Origin of the sequence: Acinetobacter sp. YH12140 (assembly GCF_013418475.1) — a bacterium.
In the GTDB taxonomy this organism is placed as follows: domain Bacteria; phylum Pseudomonadota; class Gammaproteobacteria; order Pseudomonadales; family Moraxellaceae; genus Acinetobacter; species Acinetobacter amyesii.
In genome coordinates this window covers 161,464-182,230 of record NZ_VPBZ01000003.1, presented here as the reverse complement: position 1 = coordinate 182,230, position 20,767 = coordinate 161,464, and the positions used below count along the sequence as shown (strand labels likewise).

Below are 20,767 nucleotides of genomic sequence, written 5' to 3'. Positions count from 1 at the left end.
CCCAAAAAGTATTTAATGATATGTCAGATTTTCAGTCACCACACAACACCGCATTTACTCCGATTTCACCGGCTGAGCGTTATGCTCAAGCCTTAGCATCTGGTCAGTTTTTACCAGATCAGGAACAGGCGCAAGCAGTGCATGAGTTGGATCGAGTTTGGCAAGAATTAATCCAACGTTTTAAGGCTTCTAAAAAAGCGTTTCGTCGTTTCCGTCGTCAAACTGCACCGAAAGGGGTGTATATGTGGGGCGGTGTAGGACGTGGTAAAACGTGGCTGATGGATCAGTTTTATGATTCTGTGCCATTTCGACGCAAAACACGTATGCATTTCCATCACTTTATGCAGTACGTACACCGTGAATTAAATAAGCTTTCAGGTCAGCGTAATCCACTCGACCTTGTTGCCGATCAAATTTATAAAGAAGCAGTCGTGATCTGCTTTGATGAATTCTTTGTATCCAATGTCACAGATGCGATGATTTTGAGTGATCTATTCCAAAAATTATTTACGCGTGGGATCACCCTTGTTGCAACATCTAACATCGCACCAGATGGTTTGTATAAAAACGGGATCCATCGTGACCGTTTTCTCCCAACCATCGAAATGGTGAAAAAGAACTGTGTGATTTTAAATGTAGACTCAGGTGTGGATTATCGTTTACGTGTATTGAAACAAGCGCAGTTATTTAAGTCACCGTTAACACATGAACATAAGTTGTGGATGGCTCAGCGTTTTACAGCATTAACGCAAACCCAAACAGTTTCACAAGAGCCAATTATTATTAATCAGCGTATTGTGGAAACCATTGGTCATACGGAAGATGTACTATGGTGCGAATATTCTGAGCTTTGCCTAAAACCACGTAGTCCAGCGGACTTTATTGAAATTGCCAATATTTATAATACGGTCTTGGTGAGTAATGTGCCGCACATGACGGATTATTTGTCTGAAGGGACTCGTCGTTTTATCTATCTAGTTGATGAGTTTTATGACCGTGGTGTGAAGTTGTTGCTTACTTCAGAAGATACGATTATTGAATTATATCAAGGTGAAAAATTGGCATTTGAAATTGAGCGTACACGTTCGCGCTTATTGGAAATGCAATCTGATGACTATCTACATACCTCTCACCGTCAAATCACTGCACCAGAATCTACAGCAGAAAATTAAGCGTTTCTGTTGGAATGAAAAAAGAACGTCTTGATGGCGTTCTTTTTTTGATTTTTAGTTTTAGATTACATGCATAGATAAGAAAAAGTATAGATCGAACAATCGACTTTAAAAGCGAGGTCGGAAGATAAAAGCATCATTTAATAAGAAGAAGGGTTGTTTAATAATTCACCGATAAAAGCGTTAAATTTAAACTGATTGGTTGAAGTTGTAGCATCGACAACGGCAGCAATTCATGGCTTAATCGAGTGAGTTTGTTTGACGCTTGGGTCTGTTTGTTCAGTTTTAGAACAAAATTCTGCACTTAAGTCTAATTTCGACATTTCAAAAACTTTATACACTGTAAAAAGGTATTCAGGCTGATGATGACGTCGTATTTCTGATCTTTATTATGTTGAATGATGAGGGTATTTCATTACATAGAAAATGATCATTATTTAGGAATGTGATAGTACTATTCAGCAAAGTATAAATGGGTATACTAGAATCTCTTGTTATAAAAAATAGCAATATCAGGAAAGACAATGACTGCACGTATTCAAAAAGGCAAGTTAGCGATTGCTAAAGAACTTTACGATTTCATCGAAAATGAAGCACTACCGGGTTCAGGTTTAGACAGTGAAACTTACTGGAAAAACTTTGAACAAGTCGTTGTCGATCTTAGCCCAAAGAACAAAGCACTATTGGCTAAGCGTGACGACATTCAAGCTAAAATTGATGAATGGCACCGCAACAACAAATTTGAACTCGAAGCTTACAAAGCTTTCCTTACTGAAATTGGCTACTTATTACCAGAAGTAGAAGATTTCCAAATCAGCACAGAAAATGTAGACGAAGAAATCGCATTATTGGCTGGTGCGCAATTAGTAGTGCCTGTACGTAATGCACGTTACTGCTTAAACGCTGCGAACGCACGTTGGGGTTCACTCTACGATGCTCTTTACGGTTTTGACGTGATCTCTGAAGAAGACGGCGCGGAAAAAGGTAATGGCTATAACCCTGCTCGTGGCGCAAAAGTTATCGAATTTGCTAAAAACTTCTTAAATGAAACTTTCCCGCTAGCTAATGGTTCGCATGCAGATGCAACTAAATATGCTGTAGAAGGCAAAAAGTTAGTTGTAAGCCTAAAAGATGGCTCAACTGCAACTTTAGCGAAAGAAGCTCAGTTTGTTGGTTTTAATGGTGAAGAAGCTGCGCCAACTGAAATCGTACTTTTAAACAATGGTTTGCATGTAATCATTGAAATTGATGCGACGAGCCCAATTGGTTCAACTGATGCTGCGGGTGTTAAAGACTTAGTTCTTGAAGCTGCGGTAACCACAATTCAAGACTTAGAAGACTCAATTGCAGCAGTTGATGCTGAAGAGAAAGTTGAAGGCTACCGTAACTGGTTAGGCTTAATGAAAGGTACGCTTTCTGAGTCAATCGAGAAAAATGGTAAGACCATCACGCGTACATTAAATAAAGATCGTACGCACAAAAATTTAATCGGTGGTGAAACTACGCTTCACGGTCGTTCATTGATGTTGCTTCGTAACGTAGGTCATTTGATGACAAACCCTGCGATCCTTGTAGATGGTGCTGAAATCTACGAAGGCATCATGGATGCATTGATCACACCGTTATTGACGTTTGCAGATATTAAAGGTGAAAACGAAAACAAGAACTCTCGTAAAGGTTCCATGTATATCGTTAAGCCAAAAATGCACGGTCCAGAAGAAGTTGCATTTGCAGTTGAATTATTTGAGCGTGCTGAACAAGCGCTTGGTCTACCTGCGAAGACTTTGAAAATCGGTATCATGGACGAAGAACGTCGTACTTCTGTAAACTTGAAAAACTGTATCGCGCAAGCGAAAGATCGTACGATCTTTATTAATACAGGTTTCATGGACCGTACGGGTGATGAAATCCATACTTTCATGGAAGCAGGTCCATTCGTTCGTAAAGGCGAAGTGAAGTCTCAAATCTGGTTCCCTGCATATGAAAACCGTAACGTGATGATCGGTCTACAAGCCGGCTTACGTGGTAAAGCGCAAATCGGTAAAGGCATGTGGCCAAAACCAGATATGTTGCTTGATATGTACAAAACTAAAATTGAGCATCCAGAAGCTGGCGCAAGCTGTGCATGGGTTCCGTCTCCATCTGGCGCTGTAATTCACGCGATCCATTACCATCAGTGCAATGTTTCTGAGCGTCAAAAAGAGTTGTTGAATACTCAGCCGCTATCTTTAGATGACTTGTTAACGCCGCCTTTAGCGACAGATACAAACTGGTCTGAAGAAGAGAAAACCAAAGAACTCGAAAACAACCTTCAAGGTATCTTGGGTTATGTTGTTCGTTGGGTTGATTTGGGTGTAGGTTGTTCAAAAGTACTAGATATCAACAACGTTGGTTTGATGGAAGACCGTGCAACTTTACGTATTTCTTCTCAACACGTTGCAAACTGGTTACGTCACGGTATCGTAACTGCTGAGCAAGTTGAAGAAGTATTTAAGCGCATGGCGAAAGTTGTGGATGAGCAAAATGCCAACGATCCACTTTACACACCAATGGCACCAAGCTTTGATGGTTATGCATACAAAGCTGCTTATGATTTAGTATTCAAAGGTGGCGAGCAGCCTTCTGGTTATACAGAGCCTCTATTACATGCTTACCGTTTAAAATTAAAAGGTTATACAGGTGACTAATCTGTAAATCAAAAAAAGCCTCTTCGGAGGCTTTTTTTATTGCTTGAGAAAGTTAGAATGTCGACATAAAAAATGAAAAGGAAACTCCATGTATTTATGGAATGTAAATCGGTTAGTGGATGATATAAGACTGAATAAAGTCTCTGAAAGCCATTATAAAAACTACTATATTGCCAGCTCAATATTGATTTTCTTTAGCTACTTAGCACTGACCTTAACCCCAGAATCCAAACCTACAGAAGCTTGGGCTTCGTTTGTTTTACAAGTTGGTCTGCTGATTAGCTGGGTGAATGCCATATTTAAAACCAATGGCGGCGAGCAAGGCCGAGATTTTTTAAAGCGCTTTATTGCATTGTATCTGCCAGTGACGATTCAGAGTTTAGTCCTGTTTATCTTGATGGCTGTAGGTGTTGAAGGGCTGTTACCCATGTTGACCCTAAACATGGAGGAGGCTGCGCTTGAGCAACTCACTACAGTTAAAGATCTAAGTTTTGAAGTCATCATTAGCTGTTATATTTATTGGCGAATCTATAAAGCGATGCAGCAGATTCATCAGCCTGTTTAAAGTATAAGGTTGTAAAAGAAATTAATTATAACGTTTTATCCTGTTTTTCTCATAGCTTTTCAATGCTGAAGCCTTTACATTGGGATAAATGATAAAAATAGGATGGAAACGATGTCAGCTTATACCGCATTAGATTTGCAATATATTGGTGGGCAATGGCGAGCAGGGACTTCAACGCGTCACATCAAGAATATCAATCCCTTTAGCCAAGCACAGATTTTTGAATTGCAGGCAGCCAGCAGTGTCGATGTAGACAGTGCTTATAGTGCGGCAGAAGCAGCATTTAAATCAGAAAAGACTAAGTCTATTAAAGTACGTCAGCAAGTTATCAACAAATTAGCTCAAACCATTCAGCAGCGCAGAGAAGAAATTATTCAATGGCTGATAGATGAATCTGGGAGTACACGTTTAAAAGCCAATATTGAAGTTGATGCGGCGCTCGGCATTATCCAAGAATCGCTGAGTTTTCCTGAAAAAATGCAAACTATGGAGCTAGAGAGTAAAGACCCTAGCCGCAAGAGTTTTGTACTGCGCAAACCCTTGGGTGTCATTGCGGTGATTAGCCCTTGGAATTTTCCATTTCATTTGTCGATGCGTTCTGTGGTGACTGCGATTGCTTGCGGCAATAGTGTGGTGCTGAAGCCTGCAAGTGACACGCCAGTGACAGGTGGAACGTTACTCGGGAAATTATTTGAAGAAGCGGGTTTGCCACATGGTGTGTTAAATGTTGTTGCAGGCACCGGCAGTGAAATTGGCGACTATTTTGTAGAGCATCCTGTACCTAAATTGATTTCATTTACAGGTTCAACTGAAGTGGGTCAACAGGTGGGGGTGAAAGCTTTGGCAAGTTCACGGATTAAGCGTTTAGCGCTGGAACTTGGCGGCAATGCGCCTTTGGTCATTTTAGATGATGCAGATTTAAATTTAGCCGTTGAACTGACCGTGATGGGGCGTTTTTTGCATCAAGGACAAATTTGCATGAGTACCAATCGAGTGATTGTGGATGAATCCTTGCACGATGCTTATGTTGAAAAATTAATTAAACGGGTAAAAAGCATCGTGGTCGGTAATCCGAATGCTGCTGAAACCCTGATAGGGCCCATTATCAACAAGGCGCAGGTCGATAAAATAAAAACCATTATTCAAAACGCCATTCAGCAAGATGCAATTTTAGCCTATGCAGGCGGTATTGAAGATCAATTGGTTGCACCGCATATTTTTACTCATGTCGATGCACACGCTGATATTGCATTAGAAGAAAGCTTTGGGCCAATCTTGCCGATTTTAAAAGCGCGAGATGAAGCGCATGCACTAGAATTGGCAAATTCAACCCGATTTGGTTTATCGAGTGCAGTATGTACCTCAAACCTAGCACGCGGTGGAGAGTTTGCTGCCAAGCTAGATATAGGCATGACGCATATCAATGGCATCAGTGTGGCGGATCATTCTAATGCACCCTTTGGTGGTGAACGTAATTCAGGGCTTGGTCGTTTTAATGGTGAGTGGATATTTGAGGAATTCACCCGCACCCATTGGCAAACGTTCCCTGCTTAAAATACTCAAAGTGAAGTCTATTTAATCTTGTGTAATAGACTTCACTGCAGGTTCTGTTACGCAGGACATTTTTAGTTTATTTCCATGAAATATCAGGCAGAATATAGTCCCAAAAATGGCTCCAACGTGTTTTGTAATACAGAAAAGCGCCAATATCTTGGCTTGAACAATTATCCTGATAGTACATTTTGTGATTCATCAACAGCATAGGTTTACGCTGCAAGGCCGTCATATACAGCTTGACCTGAACCTTGTAATTGTAGATTGAATAATTAGAAGAAATACTCTCGGTTTTCATTTTTTGGATATTGTGAATATACACATCAAACTTCAAGCCATTTTTGTAATCTGTTGCCTCATGAATTGTTCGATCTTCGATTGGAATAAGCGGATTGTTATCACTAAACGCTAAATATGCGTTATGTATTTTGTTTCCTTGTTGATAATTAAACTGAAGAGCTGAATTTGCAGTAGTGAAATAGGGGAGCGCATCTTGAGGATTGATTTTAAACGTGCCTGTACAATTAGTCCTGACACGCCCTTCATCTTCGTTCACCGTAAACCAGCCAAATTGATCTTCCAATTCCGTCGTATGGGCTTCATCTGCGTCAGGAAGAATCACGCCAAACTGATCTCTTTGTCTTTGCTGATTTTGCATCAAGCGATAACTATTTTGAGCACGTTTTGCAAAACGGATTTCAGGAAACATCTCTGGAGATGTAATTTTAAAGTCAGAGACATTGATTACTTCACCATCAGGCAAGATGACCAATGAAAATTGTTGTTCTTGGGTCTTGGGAAGATTTTTGACCGTAACCCAATGATGTGTACTGATCATTTGCTGATTGCGAAAATGCTTATATTGAATGCGGTACTTGCCTGCCGGAATCTCAGTCTCATTGATTAGGTCTTGTTTAAATGGATATTCGTTGAGATAGAGCGCGTCGAGACTAAAAGGTAGAAATGAAACGGTATGTATAGAGACTTTTGCGGCATGTGCGGTTGAATATAGGCTTGAAATTAGAATTAAAACGATAAAGCGACTTCGGTCTAGATTTTTCATTTATTATAAAGATTGATTTTTTGCGGATTATGGCAAATATGTGTGCTAATTTCAAACCGATTACCTTATCGCAATTAAAGTCTCAAAACTTGCCTGAAATCAGCTTTGAATATCCTGAGGAAGTCTATCCAAATTATGATTTGCCGCTACTCTTTAAGTCTGAACAAGGGCTAGAGTGGCGAAAAGTGAATTTTGGCATGGTGCCTAAATGGGCCGAAGACAAATCAATTGCATTTAAAACCTATAATGCCCGAAATGAAACTTTGTATCAAAAGCCTACGTTTATTAATGCGATTTCAAAATGTAAGTTTGGCGTAATACCCCTGTCTGAGTTTTATGAGTCAATGTATATTGATAATAAGCCGCAGCGTTGGAGTGTTAAGCGCAAAGATGGAGAAGCGTTTTATATTGCTGCCTTATATGACATTTGTAGACAAGGTGATGAGATTGTACGTTCAAGTACCATGATTACGATGGACGCTATTAAGCATGAGATGATGAAGCACTTTCATGAGCCGGGCAATGTAAAACGTTCGGTGATTGTAATTCCGCATGCGAGGTTGGAAGAGTGGCTGAGTTGGAAATCACCCAACATCCAAAGTTTTGTACAAGGTTTTCCTATTGATGAGTTTGAATGTGCACACGCACCCAAAATAAAAATCGAAAAAATCAGTCCCCAACTGAATATTTTCGATTGATATTTCGGTGATGCAAATGCTTAGCGAGCTAAGTTTTTAAAGATATGCTTTAAGCTTTCCATGGTTTTTTCAATTTGTAGGGGTGTTAAGCCTTCAAAAGATTGCTCTAGAACGACATTCGTTAGATCGTTAATCTTCTGCGTCATAGCAGTGCCTTTATCGGTTAACACGACGCGGGTAATACGCGCATCATCTTCACAAGAATAAGTATCTACCAAGCCTTCATCTTTTAAGCGATAAACGATCTTGGTTGTGGTCGACATTTTAGATACGACCATTTCAGATAAATCTGAAACGCTAGCATGTGGTTTAGACTTGAGTGCGAGCAGGATACGACGACGTGAATTATCAACGCCATACTTTTTCAATGCATGGTCGACGTTTAAAACATATTGTGAATGCACCTGAGTAACCCAGTAGAAAGGAAAATTTTCTAAACTAAAGTCATCGGTGGATGGTAAAAATTTTGAATACTTTTTTGTCATAAAGGAGTCCCCTGAATATTTGTTTTAATTTTATTTAATGTTTTAACATTCTATTGAAAAATAGAGGGTAATAGCAAGAGTTCACAATAAAAAAATAGAAAGTAGAAGATATCTCATTTTTAGATTATCTAAATAGATTATATTGATATTCTGTCTAAATGCTTAACAGAAATTAAAAATAAGGTTAAGTATAGAGATAGTGTATTGAAAATAAATAAGTTTTTAATTTGAATTGAATATTAATATTTTTTACCAAAAGGTAGAAATAAATAATTCATTAGATTTGTCATACAATCTATTACAAGCGTCCTTAATTACATTTAATTAAAAGTCAGGTGAATTCATACTTTTTTAAAGTGGAAGAGGAGATCTCAAAAAGTAGGTTTTAACATCTAGATGTGTATTTTATATCGCCCATTCGATTTGTAATGCATTCAGCGTTTCTTAACATTTTGTCATATAGTTGATGCGAAAAAATATGCTTGAATACATTACAAATGCGCAAGATTGTGCATAATGGAATGGTCTCTAGTTACACAGGTTAAATTTATGGATCCGTCGCCGTGCGTTGGTCTGCTTGAAGATATTTTCACAATCCAGAATGAGGAAGAGAGCTAATGGAATTTTTGTTAGATCCCGGAATCTGGGTTGGTTTACTTACATTAATTATTTTAGAAATTGTACTAGGGATTGATAACCTAGTCTTTATTGCCATTTTGGCAGAAAAACTCCCTCCAGAACAACGTGACAAAGCTCGTGTACTTGGTCTTTCACTCGCATTATTAATGCGATTAGGATTGTTATTTGCAATCTCTTGGTTGGTCACATTAACAAAGCCCCTGATTACCGTTTTTGATTGGACATTCTCTGGTCGAGATCTCATATTATTGTTCGGTGGATTGTTCTTAGTTTATAAGGCAGTCACAGAGCTGCATGAGAAATTAGAAGGTAAACCAGAAGTTCAAGTGACAACAAAAGTGGCATATGCCAGCTTTACAGCAGTAGTTGCGCAAATTGTTGTCTTAGATGCGGTTTTCTCTTTAGACTCTGTCATTACAGCGATCGGTATGGTCGACAACATTTATGTCATGATGGCTGCAATGATTGTGGCAATGGCAGTGATGTTACTTGCATCTAAACCGCTAACGGCTTTTGTAAACCGACATCCGACCGTCGTGATCCTATGTTTAAGCTTCTTATTGCTTATCGGTATTAGTTTGATAGCAGAAGGTTTTGGTTTCCATATTCCGAAAGGCTATATCTACTCAGGTATTGGTGTTGCGATTGTCATCGAAGCCTTTAACCAGTTTAGTCAACGCAATGCTCAAAAACATGAAGCGAAAATTCCATTACGCCATCGTACTGCAGACAGTATTTTAAAACTGATGGGTGGGCGCTTAGAATCCGATCAAGTTGGTAATCAGGCGCAAGAAACCTTTGCAGACGAAGAGCGTTACATGATTGGTGGTGTATTGACGCTTGCAGAGCGTTCAGTTGCGTCGATCATGACTCCCCGTAATCAAATTTCTTGGGTGGATTTAAATGACACACCTGAACAAATTCGTGAGCAAGTCCTTTCAGTGCCGCACAGTTTATTCCCTGTGTGTCGTGGTAGCTTGGATAAAGTGATTAGTATTGTCCGCGCGAAAGAACTTATTGATGTTCTAGACAGTGAAGATGATCTAAAAGCATTGATTAAACGTCATCGTCCAATCTTTATTTTCCAAAAGATGAAGGTGATTGATGCGATTAATACCTTGCGTACCTCAAAAGGCTCTTTGGTGCTGGTTACGGATGAGTTTGGGGCGGTACAAGGTCTGATTTCACCACTCGATGTGTTTGAAGCGATTGCTGGTGAATTCCCTGATGCAGATGAACAACTTGATTTGATTAAAATCGATGATGAACATTGGAAAGCTTCAGGCATGCTCGATCTGTATCAGTTAGAACTTGAATTGGAAATGCTGGATTTGATCGAAGAAGATGATGGTTATATCAGTGTTTCAGGTCTTATTTTAGATCAGACCCACGGCAATGTAGAAGTCGGTACTGTGGTTGATTTTAAAGGCATTCAATTTAAAGTCACGGCAATGGATGAAAACCGCATTAAAACGGTTGATATCTATTACCAGGCCTAATGCTCAAATATTAAAAATGACCCTAAGACAGCTTTTCGAAGCTGTCTTTTTTATGACTAGAAAGTATAAGAAATCCTATATAACGAGGGCTGCAATTCACGATGTTAAAACGTATTATATTTACATGATGTAACAGTCAAAAAGCGCTGCAACTTTTGAGCTTTTAGAGGGTTAAAGCGGTTCAAAAGTAAAAAATATTGATAGGGTTGATTTTAAAAAAGCATGAGGGTAAATAGCGATTCATTTTTAACTTGGGGTTTTAATCATCATTGATGATCTATGAATAATTTTATTTCATTTAAATACCGCTTCGGAAAACTTTATAACTAGGGACTTTGAAAAAACATCAAAGTTAATCCATTAAGAAAATGGGTGTTGGTATGGCGATCACTGAGAATATCATTGATTTTAGTAAACTCACGACTGAAGAAAAACATGAGTTGTTTCAACGGCTTTGGGAGTTTGATCAATGTATTTTCCCAACTTCTAAGATTGAGCAACTCTATCAATACATGCATGACCCCGATATTGTCGCATTACCGATTATTCAGTATTTTGAAAAAGATAAACTGATCGGGCAAAACATTGTACGCATATTAAAAATTATGCATAACAATCGGCCGATTTTTATTTTTAATTCACGCGCTGGGGTATTGGTTGATTATCGTCGGAAAAACCTGACCTTAAACTCGGCGATTAAAGTGGCGATGCAACATCAGATACGATTTCCAGCGATTCCGATGTGGTTTGTGGCTACATTGGCACAACCAAAGGTATATACATTATTTGCCTCGCGCTCTGTTAAGTTTTATCCAAGGCACGGTATCCCGATGCCCACTGAGTATGTGGATGTTTTAAATAGTTATAAAATCCGTCAGCATGATGTACAGCATCGGGCTGAGGATATTTTTGTTCATCGTTGTGATTTACCGAAGGTGACGCCTGAGCAGTTGGTGCGGCTACGGAAAAAATCTGATGAACATGTTCAATTTTTTATGCAGCACGTGCCAGATTATTTTGATGGCATGGGTTTAATGTGTATTTGTAAATTAAATGTTTCAACCATCTTTGAAGCAAGTATGAATCTGGCAGTTGGGCGGGCAGTTTAATGATGGACATAGATGTGTTATGCGACAAATGACGATATATCGATTATTAGGTTTCGGTGCGGCAATCTTTTTAACGGCTTGTCAGCCTGCAGAGCAAAAAGTACAGGAACAATCGCAGAAATGTGTTGCCCCCGAAAAACTGGTTAAACAAATCTATGATCAAGAGTTGAAATTACATGCTTTGAGTAAAGATCAACTTGCTGCCTATTTTGAGCCATCGTTAGCGGAGCGTATGCAAGCGGAAATTAGCTGTAAACAGTCGCAACAAGCGTGTAATGTGGATTTTGATATTTTTACGGATAGCCAAGATCCGCAGCAAGATTCGAAAAAGGGTATTCAACCTAAACTGAGTTTTGATGAAAATAAAAATGTGGTTCGCGCTGAGTTTAAAATTGGTGATGAAGCCAAAGTATTAAATTATGAAATGAGTGGTGGAGACTGTTCAAAAATCAAAAATATCGTCTATGCGGGGGACTATGACCTCGACATGATTTTGAGTAATCCAACAGAAATGATCGAAGATTCAGAAATGTTTGATTCCAATGCTGCAAGTGACAGTACGGCACAGTAAGTTTTTTGACGCGTTCTAATTATAAAAAACAGCATGAAACCCTGAACAGCTTGAGTCCTATACTCAAGCTGTTTTTGTTTTCTCAAGGTATCATAGCTTTATAGTGAATAAATTTGCATGTTGGCAAGTTGATTGAAATCATCTTCATTGAGATTATAAATTTCATCTAAAAAAGCAACATTAAAACTGCCGACACTTGAGCTAATTTCATAGGCTTTTTGACCCGCAATCGCAAAGTGCAAATGTGCTGCGATCGTGCCAGCAGTTAGTGTTTCACTTACGGCGCAATACGCCGCTGTTAACGCACCTAAAGCGCAGCCTGAAGCCGTTACTTTGGGTTGTAAGTAAGACCCACCATTAATCTGTATCACTGCATTCATTTCTTTCGATAAGATGAAATCTGATTCGCCTGAAATTGCCACACATTCACAGTGTTCTAACAAGGGCACAGCATTTAAATAAATCTCGGCACTATTGAGCGTGCTATCGACACCGCGTGACTCACCTTGATTACCTGCAAGACCACTGATTTCTGATGCATTGCCACGAATAATACTTGGCTTGTACTGGAGTAATTGGTCAACCATTTCAGATCGCCACGGCAAAACGGGGCCATAACCGACAGGGTCAAGCACCCAAGGTTTATTTAAATTTTGTGCTGTTTGTGCAGCAATTTGCATGGCCTGCATTTGTTCAGACGTTGGCGTGCCTAAATTGATATTCAATGCACTGGCAATCGAGGCAAAGCTTTCAGCTTCAAAGGGATTGTCAATCATTGCAGGAGAAGCACCCGCAGCTAAAAGGACATTGGCCACATAATTGCTCGCGACTGCATTGGTGATGATATGTACCAAAGGTTGTTTGGATTGAAGTTCAATCCACGCATTAATAACGCTTTGCAAAAGCGGGCTATTTAAGTCAGTCAATTCACTGTTCATGGTCGTTTCAAAATTTTCAGATTGATTCATCGTTTTCTCCCTTAGCGGGTGAAGTAATGGTCTTGATGTTTACAATTACGGCAGAACAGGGTCACATAATCTGCGGCATCATAATCGACAGAGAGTTCTTGTGAACCACAGTACATGCAACGCTTTGTGGAATAAAAATTTAAGCGAGGTTCGATTTTTTTCCAAGCATGGCGTATTGGTTGCACAAAGATACTTTCATCGAGTCCTAAAAAGTGAAAGAGCAAAATTTCACTCATTTTACTAAAGGGGAGTTGTGGCGGACGAGGTAGAGTAAAGGTTTCCCATTTTTCCTGTAAGCCACGTTCACGATATTGCTGTAAGGTCTTTTTTAACAGATTTGTATTAATGAAATTTTCATTACGCACTTGCAGAGCTTTTTGTTTATGTAGGTATTCGAGTGCTGACTGAATCATATAGTAAATCTGCCCAACCGCAAGATGGTCGAGTAGGCGATAACAGAACACTTGAAAGCTTTTATTCCCTGCAATTTGAATGCCCCATGTCTTACAGTAAAACTGCATAAATTGCACAATTTCTTGAAACAGTAGGAGATACAAACACTCTTTCACTTCGTCAGCACTTTTAAAGGGAACACCCAAGGCTAAATTTTCATAAAACCAATGACGGAGTTGCTGCGCTACGCTAAAAAGACTGGGCTCCGAATAGCCATCCAGACGGACATTGATATAATACTGTTCAGCTTGTAGCGCATCATCTTTCACAATCAAAATTTGCTCATGCACGAGATGCTTTTTGAGTGATTGTTGGAAAAAATAATTCGGGCTGATGTTATGATACTTAATAGCGTCCCAGTCGATAAATTCTTGATGCGCCGTATGTTCTTGGACGTGATTATCCAATAAAGCCAGCAAAAAGAGTTTCTGTAAAAAACTCAGTTCACTTAATTCACGTTCAACGATATCTTTATTTTTGAGTTTACGCTGTTCTTGTAAACGGGTTTCTTTCAGTAGTTTTTTTCGCGCAGCCTGACAGTTTTCACAATGACAGTTGTATTGCTGTTCTGGAAATATTTGATGATGACAGTGGCTACACTGGTAATAATTAAATTCTTGCTCATCTAATTTTTCAGCATCTACCCAATACATAGATGCACGACACAACGGGCATTGCGTACTTTCATCCATTTGTTTGCGTAGAATATTGAACATGTTGCCAGCGTTTCTTGAAAGGTTAAATTGATTATACACATCTCTGTTTAAAGACGGGTTTGCAATTTCAGTTGCGGCAGCTCAGGCGATATGTCGACAATTAAAAAAGCTGCATCGTGATGATGCAGCTCTTAGTCAGAATGGATTATTAATAAGCGGCTGGGCATGGGATCGATTCGTCCTCCTCTCCAAGTTGTTTGGCTTGTATTAAAGCTTGCACTTTTTTAGACGTAACTTTCTTAGTGCCTAATGCACTATATGAGTTAAGTAATGAACTGACCTCAAAGGCTTTGAGTGGAACCCCTTCGCAGGTCATAAACATTGCGATCACCTGATGATCGATATTTGCAGCATCAAGCGCTTGCAGGGTCTTCATATTTTCAATACGGATGATGTGTTCTTTAATAAACATAATGCACCTCTTTTTGTTTTAGCCTGATGATTTTGCTTTTGGCAATTAAGTAGATGCAAAACGCATGCTCAAATGTTTTGAGTAGACATTTTAAAGCAGATAAACGGCATATTGTTTTATTAAGATATTGAAAATAAATTATTAATTTAAAAGTAACAAAATAATATTGATGCGTATGGCTATGTCTAATGAATTCTCAAAATGCTTAAACTGTTGAAAAAGAAACATCTTGGTGCATCGTTTAAACAGAAGTATGCAATCAAATCCAAATTAGAAGACTGAGATTATTTGAGAGCTTAGGTGCTTTTTGGAGGGAATCGTCTAAGCGATTGGATTTGAAAAGTATATTTGTATATATTGAGCTTATAATTCTAATGATCTTAACTTGCAGGACTGAAACAAAGCGGAATCTACTGAAATTGATACATAGTATGATTCAGCTGGATTTCTAAAGGTTTTGATCTTTTTTTATCCTTTCTTTGTATGGAATACATATGTCAGACGCACTTAAAAACAGCAATATCACCCGTATGCAATTATATAAGCAGCCACAGGTTACGGTTGGTGCGCTGATTATTGGGCATGATCAAACTTTAGAAAAGACGATCGAGTTATTGGGCCTGGCGCAGCAACATCAAGTATCTAAAATTTATGTGGCGGGTGCGACGGAAGAAATTCAGCAATTCCTCACCTCAAAAGTCACGGCATTTCAATTTTACTTTGCTGCAGACTATGACAGCGCGCTCGATTTAATTTTCGAAAATCAATAATCGTATAAGTCTTAAGCAGGTAAGTTTGAGCGCAATAATTTGAACGTACAGATGGATTAAGCACCTGTACTTTCTCTTTCTAGTATATAGGCGCTTTATTTATTTGAGGTAGATAAAAAATTTGCACATTGTTATAGCTGTACTCAACTCAGGCATTTATTTTGCTTAAACATGGCGAAAATATGTGCCAGCCTTTAAATTATTCTATAAAGATGATTGAAAACAACATGCGCTGAGCCCATATATAAATCATTGTAAATGCGAAGACAGCTTATGCATCTTGTCGTATGATCAAGTCATTCACAATGTGTTCAAAAAGCTGATGAAGCAATAACTAAGGAATAGGACGAGATATGAATATTGCGGCAAATCCAGTGGTCGAAGCAGACCAAACTGTTTATTTAAAAGATTATCAAAAACCATCATTTGTCGTAGATAGTATCGATCTTGATATTCAAGTCTTTGATAAGCATACGAATGTAAATGCAAAATTAGTGATGCAGCGTCAAACGGCTGGGGATTTGGTGTTATTGGGTCGTGATTTGGAACTCAAGTCAATTCGCTTAAATGGTCAAGTTTTGCCAGCAGATGCCTATGTTGTAGATGCAGAACAACTGGTGATTTCAAATGCACCTGACCAAGCTGTCATTGAAACCGAAGTCGTGATTCATCCTGAAAGCAATACTCAACTCGAAGGTTTATACCAAGCGGCAGGCGATTTATTCGTTACTCAAAACGAGCCTGAAGGCTTCCGTAAAATTACCTATTATCCTGACCGTCCTGATGTGCTATCGGTATTTACCACACGTGTCGAAGCGGATAAAAAATTCCCTGTATTACTTGCCAATGGTAATTTGATTGAAGCGGGTGAAACCGGTGAAGGTCGTCATTATACCGTTTGGCAAGATCCAACCAAAAAACCATCGTATCTATTTGCTTGTGTGATTGGTGATTTGGCAGTACTTAAAGACACTTATGTGACGTCTGAAGGTCGTAATGTTGCTTTAGAAATCTATGCAGAAGAAAAAGACATTCCAAAATGTCATATTGCCATGGAAGCTTTAAAACATTCGATGCGTTGGGACGAAGAACATTATGGTCGTCCTTATGATTTAGACAATTATATGATCGTGGCAACCAGTGCATTTAACATGGGTGCAATGGAAAACAAAGGTTTGAATATTTTCAACACCTCTTGTGTGCTTGCTGATGAAGAATACACGACTGATGCTGCGATCATGCGCGTTCAGTCTGTGATTGCACATGAATACTTCCATAACTGGACAGGTAACCGTATTACCTGTCGTGATTGGTTCCAACTCTGCTTAAAAGAAGGTTTGACAGTATTCCGTGATCAGTCGTTCTCAGAAGATTTACAATCTGCTGCGGTACAACGAATTGATGACGTTGCTGTGTTAAAAGCACATCAGTTCCCAGAAGATTCAGGCCCGCTTTCACATCCACCGCGTCCAGATCATTTTGTTGAAATTAATAACTTCTATACCGCAACAGTGTATGAAAAAGGTGCGGAAATCAACCGCATGATGGCGACATTGCTAGGCAAAGAAAAATTCCGTGCAGGTACTGACGAATATTTCAAACGCCATGATGGTCAAGCTGTGACAGTTGAAGATTGGGTAGCAGCACTAACAGCGGGTTCAGGTGTAGATTTATCAAGTTTCTTGATTTGGTATAACCAACCGGGCACACCAAAACTTGAAGCAAAAGGTGAGTACGATGCTGCAAATCAAACCTATACTTTAAGTTTGAAACAAAACTTAAAAGCGCATCCGAAATATCCAAATTTAAAAGCAGTGCCTATTCCTGTGGCTTTGGCATTGTTTGATGCGACGAGTGGTGAACAGTTAGTTCTCAGCTCCGATGCATTGGTTGAAAATGGCATCAAAGATGGCGTGTATTTATTTGAAACCGATACTGCAACGATTACATTTAGCGGTGTAAAAACCCAGCCTGTTGTGTCTTTACTGCGTAACTTCTCTGCACCCGTTAATCTTGAATTTAACTATTCAGATGAAGAGCTTGCATTCCTGATGCAGTACGAGCCGAATGGTTTTAACCAATGGCAAGCCAGCCAAACCTTGTTAGAACGTATTTTGTTAAATGGCCATGATGCCGACATCTATGTTCAAGCTATTCAAAATACATTACCGGCGTTGGTTGAGCGAGATCCATTACTTGCTTCACGTTTATTCGATGTCCCGACAGAGGGTTATTTAGGTAGCCGTATTGATACCGACTACAGTCCTGCCCAAGTGCAGGAACAGCGTGAAGCACTGTTAAGTCGTGTGGCACGTGAGCTAGGTTCATTTTTTAAAGAGACTTATGCAACTTTAGACCCAGATGCGCAGAAAGAGTTTTCACAAGCTATGGGTGTTCGTGCATTGAAAAACATCATGTTGAGTATGATGGCACGTCAAGGTGATGCTTCTGTATTTGAATTGGCTTATGAACAATTCAGCTCAACAGGCAATATGTCTGAACGTCTTGGTGCTTTAAAAGTATTGGTTTGGAATGATGCACCACAAGCACAGCAAGCTTTAGAAACCTTCTATACACGCTTTAAAAATGAAGCTTTGTCGATGGACCAATGGTTTATGTTGCAAGCGGCACATCCGAAAGCAACTGCGGAAACCATTAAGGCACTGACTGCTCATCCTGATTATGACTTGAAAGTGCCGAACCGTATTCGTGCGGTTACTGGTGGCTTAAATAGCAATCCTGTCAACACTTGGAGCTTTGGTGTGCAGCATATTGTTGAATTAGCAAAATTCCTCGATGAGAAAAATCCAATTGTCGGTTCACGGTTACTGCAAATTTTGTCCCGTTGGTACACGTTGGCAGAGCCGCAGCGTAGTGAAGTCAAAGCCGAACTTGAAGCGCTTAAACCTGTTGTGAAATCGAAGAATGTATCAGAAACCTTAAATAGCATGTTAAGTGTTTAATCATTCAACCTCTCTGTACGATTGATTTGAGTTAAATCAGTCGTACTGAAATGAGCCTGTTGCCATGTCTATGGCAGCAGGCTTTTTTTATATCCAGTCTTTTTATCCAATCTTTAGCTAGAATTGAAAATCAATCATGTTTAGATGGCTGAAACTCAAGAATTTTCTCTGAGTATTTATTTAAATTGCATAATAATTGCAACATAAATCACATAATGGCGCTACAATAAAATAGGTCTAACACATGAATGACTGTATGCGGTAAGGCATCCAAGTTTATGAATGTTTAGATTTTTTTCTATTTCATTGTGCAAGATTTTGAGGCGGGTCATGTTAGTTAAGGTTGATGAAGGTTTTTATTTAAACTCACATCATATTATTGCAATTCGAATTAATAGAGATTTGCTTGATACCTTTGTTGTTTCGGTAGAATACACACCCAACAGTGTGCAAAACACAGGTGTATTTGAAAAGAAATTCAATGCGCGCCGAGATGCAGAACAATACCTACAGACTCTGAATCAAATCATTGGTAAATCGTAAAGGCTCAAATGCATATCGTGGATATTGTCTAGATTGAAAGCGATATGATATGAATTACACTCAGATTGATATCTAGCAAAAGGGATGGAGCGCATCCCTTTTTTTGTGCTTATCTGAGCGAAATTTATGGGAAGTATTGAAAATAAATCATTCTATCAATACGACTCGATTTGCACGTCGGATATTTTCCTGACATGCTGTAGCCATCCAAAATGAGTTAAAATTATATGCGAATCAGTATTGTGGGTGCAGGTCGTGTTGCACATCATTTGCTCAATGTGCTTCATCCACAACATCACATTGTGCAAGTTTTTGCGCGAAATCTTGATAATGCAGAAAAACTTGCAGCAACTGTAGGTGCAGAAGCCATTCATACCCCAACTGAGTTGAATGCTGAGATTGATCTTTTGATTATTGCAGTGAGCGACCAGTCGATTGCAACCGTTATTCAGCAAGTCAAAGCCTATCTGTCACAGGTTTTGATTGTGCATACGTCTGGTAGCACCAATATCACGGTACTGACCCAACAGCATTCGCGAGCAGGGGTGTTTTATCCTTTACAAACCTTTAGTTTAGATCGAGATGTGGATTGGACCTCGACACCGATCTTTGTAGAAGCGGCCGACTCTGCAGATTTGACTACACTTACAGATTTAGCAAACAGCATTAGCCAAAGGGTTTATCAATATGATTCGGCACAGCGCTTGAGTCTGCATCTTGCTGCGGTGTTTGCCTGTAATTTTAGTAATTATTGTTATGATATGGCAAAGCAGATTGTCGATGCAAAACACGTCGATTTTAGCTTGCTTTATCCTTTGATTTTAGAGACAGCCAATAAAGCTACTCGGGCTGAACCACGTAACATGCAAACAGGCCCTGCAATGCGTGGGGATCAAAATATCATGCAGATGCATGCCAATATGCTTGAGCAAGCTGATCAAGTCGATCTGAAAGCGGTCTATGAAATGCTGAGTCAGCAGATTCTTGGGCATCATCAGAAATAAATAATCCATATAGAACACTGAATATTTATTAGCTTAGACATACATGTCAAACAGGATGTTACATGGCAAAAGATTTTAATAGTCCGCAAGTGGTCGAAAGTTATGATGCACATATACGAAAATTAATTCCCGGCTATGAACTTGTCCATCAACAGATTCAGGCGGTGTTGAATTGCCATGTCGCTGAAGATGCCCATGTACTGATCATTGGATGTGGGACGGGCTATGAATTGGGTTATCTCATGGCCTTGAATCCAACATGGTTATTTACCGTTACAGAATTATCTGAAAATATGCTGAATCAAACACGGCAACGTGTTGAAGCCGCTGGACAGTTGCATCGCGTTAATTTTATTTTGGGCAGTCATACTGCTTTTGAGGAAGTAAGTTGTTTCGATGCGGTGCTGAGTATCTTGGTGACGCATTTCATTGCGTTGTCAGAGAAAACGAATTTTTTAGCAAAAGCATTTGAACTGCTTAAACCGCAGGGCATTTTTTTAAGTTTTGACTTGATGCAAACTCATTCGAATTTTGAGCAGTGTGTCCTGCCTGAATTTTGCCAAATGCAAGGTTTATCTGCTGCGCAAGCGACAAAAATGATGCAGCGTTTAGAAGATGATTTTGAACTGATTAGCCAGCAGCATTATCAAAGCTTACTGACGGAAATAGGCTTTGATCAAATCTATTGTTTCAGTCAAATCTTTAGCTATGCGGCTTACAGTGCTTTTAAAACGTCTATGGATTAAAAGAATAAAGACCAAGTTTGAGTGTATTAAATCCATCGATCATTTTGACAGATATTGTTGCTACATTGCATGAGTAAAGCATGCGTCAAAATTTCGATCAATAGTTTCATCCTTCTTGCACAGTAGCACGCTCATTATTTTAAAAAAGAA

Annotated in this window: 18 protein-coding genes; 13 read left to right on the top strand and 5 right to left on the bottom strand. The window is 39.2% G+C overall.

All coding sequences use genetic code 11. The features are described from left to right. Positions 1 to 20 precede the first annotated feature (20 nt). The 4 genes from zapE (at position 21) to FTU75_RS04545 (ending at position 5,978) form a co-directional block, all read left to right on the top strand. Positions 21 to 1,172, top strand: a complete 1,152-nt coding sequence (gene zapE / locus FTU75_RS04560) for a cell division protein ZapE (RefSeq protein ID WP_180115257.1) — start codon at positions 21 to 23, stop codon at positions 1,170 to 1,172. Positions 1,173 to 1,696: 524 nt separating this feature from the next. Beyond that, positions 1,697 to 3,859 (top strand): malate synthase G, encoded by a 2,163-nt coding sequence (locus FTU75_RS04555; RefSeq protein WP_180115256.1) that lies wholly within the window; start codon positions 1,697 to 1,699, stop codon positions 3,857 to 3,859. An 88-nt stretch (positions 3,860 to 3,947) separates the two neighbouring features. Continuing rightward, positions 3,948 to 4,424 carry a hypothetical protein gene (locus FTU75_RS04550; protein ID WP_180115255.1) on the top strand — a complete coding sequence of 159 codons (477 nt, stop codon included), beginning with the start codon at positions 3,948 to 3,950 and terminating at the stop codon, positions 4,422 to 4,424. 111 nt (positions 4,425 to 4,535) lie between these two features. Further along, positions 4,536 to 5,978, top strand: coding sequence for an aldehyde dehydrogenase family protein (locus tag FTU75_RS04545; RefSeq protein WP_180115254.1), 1,443 nt, complete (start codon positions 4,536 to 4,538; stop codon positions 5,976 to 5,978). 76 nt (positions 5,979 to 6,054) lie between these two features. Here FTU75_RS04545 and FTU75_RS04540 read toward each other — a convergent pair whose 3' ends face one another. Further along, entirely contained in the window at positions 6,055 to 7,041 is a 987-nt protein-coding gene (locus FTU75_RS04540; protein ID WP_180115253.1) for a hypothetical protein, read from the bottom strand. Between the two features lie 38 nt (positions 7,042 to 7,079). Between FTU75_RS04540 and FTU75_RS04535 the strand changes: the two genes are divergently transcribed. Beyond that, the gene (locus tag FTU75_RS04535; protein ID WP_180115252.1) at positions 7,080 to 7,739 is read left to right on the top strand and encodes an SOS response-associated peptidase family protein; all 660 of its coding nucleotides are present in this window, start codon (positions 7,080 to 7,082) and stop codon (positions 7,737 to 7,739) included. Positions 7,740 to 7,759: 20 nt separating this feature from the next. Here FTU75_RS04535 and FTU75_RS04530 read toward each other — a convergent pair whose 3' ends face one another. Further along, positions 7,760 to 8,224 carry a MarR family winged helix-turn-helix transcriptional regulator gene (locus FTU75_RS04530; RefSeq protein WP_078193646.1) on the bottom strand — a complete coding sequence of 155 codons (465 nt, stop codon included), beginning with the start codon at positions 8,222 to 8,224 and terminating at the stop codon, positions 7,760 to 7,762. A 617-nt stretch (positions 8,225 to 8,841) separates the two neighbouring features. Here FTU75_RS04530 and FTU75_RS04525 point away from each other — a divergent pair. The 3 genes from FTU75_RS04525 (at position 8,842) to FTU75_RS04515 (ending at position 12,042) form a co-directional block, all read left to right on the top strand. After that, positions 8,842 to 10,362, top strand: a complete 1,521-nt coding sequence (locus FTU75_RS04525) for a transporter associated domain-containing protein (protein WP_180102689.1) — start codon at positions 8,842 to 8,844, stop codon at positions 10,360 to 10,362. 380 nt (positions 10,363 to 10,742) lie between these two features. Next, complete coding sequence (locus tag FTU75_RS04520) at positions 10,743 to 11,471, top strand: hypothetical protein (protein ID WP_180115251.1); 729 nt, start codon at positions 10,743 to 10,745, stop codon at positions 11,469 to 11,471. A 19-nt stretch (positions 11,472 to 11,490) separates the two neighbouring features. After that, complete coding sequence (locus tag FTU75_RS04515) at positions 11,491 to 12,042, top strand: hypothetical protein (protein ID WP_180115250.1); 552 nt, start codon at positions 11,491 to 11,493, stop codon at positions 12,040 to 12,042. Positions 12,043 to 12,140: 98 nt separating this feature from the next. Here the strand turns inward: FTU75_RS04515 and thiM are convergent, their stop codons facing one another. The 3 genes from thiM to FTU75_RS04500 all read right to left on the bottom strand — a co-directional run bounded on the left by thiM (position 12,141) and on the right by FTU75_RS04500 (position 14,591). Then, positions 12,141 to 13,010, bottom strand: a complete 870-nt coding sequence (thiM, locus tag FTU75_RS04510) for a hydroxyethylthiazole kinase (RefSeq protein WP_180063121.1) — start codon at positions 13,008 to 13,010, stop codon at positions 12,141 to 12,143. An 11-nt stretch (positions 13,011 to 13,021) separates the two neighbouring features. Further along, the gene (locus FTU75_RS04505) at positions 13,022 to 14,179 is read right to left on the bottom strand and encodes a hypothetical protein (RefSeq protein WP_180115249.1); all 1,158 of its coding nucleotides are present in this window, start codon (positions 14,177 to 14,179) and stop codon (positions 13,022 to 13,024) included. Positions 14,180 to 14,327: 148 nt separating this feature from the next. After that, the gene (locus tag FTU75_RS04500) at positions 14,328 to 14,591 is read right to left on the bottom strand and encodes a hypothetical protein (protein WP_180115248.1); all 264 of its coding nucleotides are present in this window, start codon (positions 14,589 to 14,591) and stop codon (positions 14,328 to 14,330) included. A gap of 494 nt (positions 14,592 to 15,085) precedes the next feature. Here FTU75_RS04500 and FTU75_RS04495 point away from each other — a divergent pair, with 494 nt between their 5' ends. The 5 genes from FTU75_RS04495 to FTU75_RS04475 all read left to right on the top strand — a co-directional run bounded on the left by FTU75_RS04495 (position 15,086) and on the right by FTU75_RS04475 (position 20,617). Next, a complete protein-coding gene (locus FTU75_RS04495; protein WP_180115247.1) occupies positions 15,086 to 15,361 on the top strand; it encodes a hypothetical protein in 276 nt (91 codons plus the stop codon). A 353-nt stretch (positions 15,362 to 15,714) separates the two neighbouring features. Beyond that, complete coding sequence (gene pepN, locus FTU75_RS04490) at positions 15,715 to 18,324, top strand: aminopeptidase N (RefSeq protein WP_180115246.1); 2,610 nt, start codon at positions 15,715 to 15,717, stop codon at positions 18,322 to 18,324. A gap of 330 nt (positions 18,325 to 18,654) precedes the next feature. Continuing rightward, positions 18,655 to 18,867, top strand: a complete 213-nt coding sequence (locus FTU75_RS04485) for a hypothetical protein (RefSeq protein ID WP_078193638.1) — start codon at positions 18,655 to 18,657, stop codon at positions 18,865 to 18,867. A gap of 227 nt (positions 18,868 to 19,094) precedes the next feature. Beyond that, positions 19,095 to 19,871, top strand: coding sequence for a Rossmann-like and DUF2520 domain-containing protein (locus tag FTU75_RS04480; protein WP_180106635.1), 777 nt, complete (start codon positions 19,095 to 19,097; stop codon positions 19,869 to 19,871). A 62-nt stretch (positions 19,872 to 19,933) separates the two neighbouring features. Beyond that, a complete protein-coding gene (locus FTU75_RS04475) occupies positions 19,934 to 20,617 on the top strand; it encodes a class I SAM-dependent methyltransferase (RefSeq protein WP_180115245.1) in 684 nt (227 codons plus the stop codon). The last annotated feature ends 150 nt before the right edge of the window (positions 20,618 to 20,767 follow it).

Bases quoted from the DNA above. Each gene is read 5' to 3' on its own strand.
- FTU75_RS04485 (WP_078193638.1), top strand. From the start codon at position 18,655: ATGTTAGTTAAGGTTGATGAAGGTTTTTATTTAAACTCACATCATATT.
- FTU75_RS04530 (WP_078193646.1), bottom strand. From the start codon at position 8,224: ATGACAAAAAAGTATTCAAAATTTTTACCATCCACCGATGACTTTAGT.
- FTU75_RS04475 (WP_180115245.1), top strand. From the start codon at position 19,934: ATGGCAAAAGATTTTAATAGTCCGCAAGTGGTCGAAAGTTATGATGCA.
- FTU75_RS04480 (WP_180106635.1), top strand. From the start codon at position 19,095: ATGCGAATCAGTATTGTGGGTGCAGGTCGTGTTGCACATCATTTGCTC.
- FTU75_RS04500 (WP_180115248.1), bottom strand. From the start codon at position 14,591: ATGTTTATTAAAGAACACATCATCCGTATTGAAAATATGAAGACCCTG.
- FTU75_RS04505 (WP_180115249.1), bottom strand. From the start codon at position 14,179: ATGTTCAATATTCTACGCAAACAAATGGATGAAAGTACGCAATGCCCG.
- FTU75_RS04535 (WP_180115252.1), top strand. From the start codon at position 7,080: ATGTGTGCTAATTTCAAACCGATTACCTTATCGCAATTAAAGTCTCAA.
- thiM (WP_180063121.1), bottom strand. From the start codon at position 13,010: ATGAATCAATCTGAAAATTTTGAAACGACCATGAACAGTGAATTGACT.
- pepN (WP_180115246.1), top strand. From the start codon at position 15,715: ATGAATATTGCGGCAAATCCAGTGGTCGAAGCAGACCAAACTGTTTAT.
- FTU75_RS04550 (WP_180115255.1), top strand. From the start codon at position 3,948: ATGTATTTATGGAATGTAAATCGGTTAGTGGATGATATAAGACTGAAT.
- FTU75_RS04495 (WP_180115247.1), top strand. From the start codon at position 15,086: ATGTCAGACGCACTTAAAAACAGCAATATCACCCGTATGCAATTATAT.
- FTU75_RS04555 (WP_180115256.1), top strand. From the start codon at position 1,697: ATGACTGCACGTATTCAAAAAGGCAAGTTAGCGATTGCTAAAGAACTT.
- zapE (WP_180115257.1), top strand. From the start codon at position 21: ATGTCAGATTTTCAGTCACCACACAACACCGCATTTACTCCGATTTCA.
- FTU75_RS04540 (WP_180115253.1), bottom strand. From the start codon at position 7,041: ATGAAAAATCTAGACCGAAGTCGCTTTATCGTTTTAATTCTAATTTCA.
- FTU75_RS04525 (WP_180102689.1), top strand. From the start codon at position 8,842: ATGGAATTTTTGTTAGATCCCGGAATCTGGGTTGGTTTACTTACATTA.
- FTU75_RS04515 (WP_180115250.1), top strand. From the start codon at position 11,491: ATGCGACAAATGACGATATATCGATTATTAGGTTTCGGTGCGGCAATC.
- FTU75_RS04520 (WP_180115251.1), top strand. From the start codon at position 10,743: ATGGCGATCACTGAGAATATCATTGATTTTAGTAAACTCACGACTGAA.
- FTU75_RS04545 (WP_180115254.1), top strand. From the start codon at position 4,536: ATGTCAGCTTATACCGCATTAGATTTGCAATATATTGGTGGGCAATGG.